The sequence below is a fragment of the Cupriavidus sp. 05T313 genome, from assembly GCF_056396665.1.
Map to the genome: position 1 here is coordinate 1 of NZ_JBFTLX010000546.1, position 877 is coordinate 877.

Below are 877 nucleotides of genomic sequence, written 5' to 3' on the forward strand. Positions count from 1 at the left end.
AACGGCATGCTGTTCGAAACGCATTACGTTGCGCTACGCGCCGGGACTGTCGAATGCGCCCACGGCTTGTCACTGCATGTTTCCAGGCCGCTGGATCTCGCCAGTCTTGACGCCCTCCTGGTGCCAGGCTTTTGGGCGGAGTCAGTGCGGCAGGTGGAAGACATGATTGTGGCCAACGCTGGCCTCGTATCACTGCTGGCGGCCCGTCGCAAGAACTTGCTGCTGTGGAGCTATTGCAGCGGCGTCTGTTTGCTGGCGGAAAGCGGGCAACTGAATGACCAGGCCGCGACCGTTACCTGGTGGTTGGCGGAGGCAATGGCGCAGCGCTACAGGAAGGTGAAATGGCAAAGCGAGCGGAATTGTGTCGTCACCGCGCGTACGGCCACCGCTTCTGGCGTGAATGGCTACCTACCTATTGCCGAGGCGCTGATAGAGCGGCATGTCAGTCCCGATGTATTGCGTGACCTGGTCAATCTGATGGTACTTCCCCGTGCCGTTCAGCCTCACCGAGCCTTCCAGGCCATGAGCCTGATCGAGCAATCCAGCCGCTTGCTGCGCCAATTGCACACGCTGGTTGAGCAATTGCCTGCCGAACAGATCACGGTGCAGCAATTGGCCGAGCAACTCTGCATGTCGGAACGCACGCTCGCGCGCAAGGTGAGAAGCGAGACCGGGGTCGCCATCGCGGCGTATGCCCGCTGTATCAAACTGAACCAGGTCAGTGACCGCCTTATCCATACGACATCGCCAGTCAGCGTCCTCAGCGCGGAGCTAGGATTCAGTAGCGATTCCAATATGCGCCGCATGTTCAAGGAGCTGACTTCGCTGACGCCCCTGGAATACAGGCAACGGTTTGCGAGATGACGAGGCATTCGGC

At 59.9% G+C, this 877-nt stretch carries 1 protein-coding gene; it reads left to right on the forward strand.

The genetic code is table 11. The features are described 5' to 3' along the window. On the forward strand, window positions 1-864 hold an 864-nt coding region (locus AC1DKD_RS41635), incomplete at its 5' end, for a GlxA family transcriptional regulator (RefSeq protein ID WP_477144786.1). Between the last annotated feature and the right edge of the window lie 13 nt (window positions 865-877).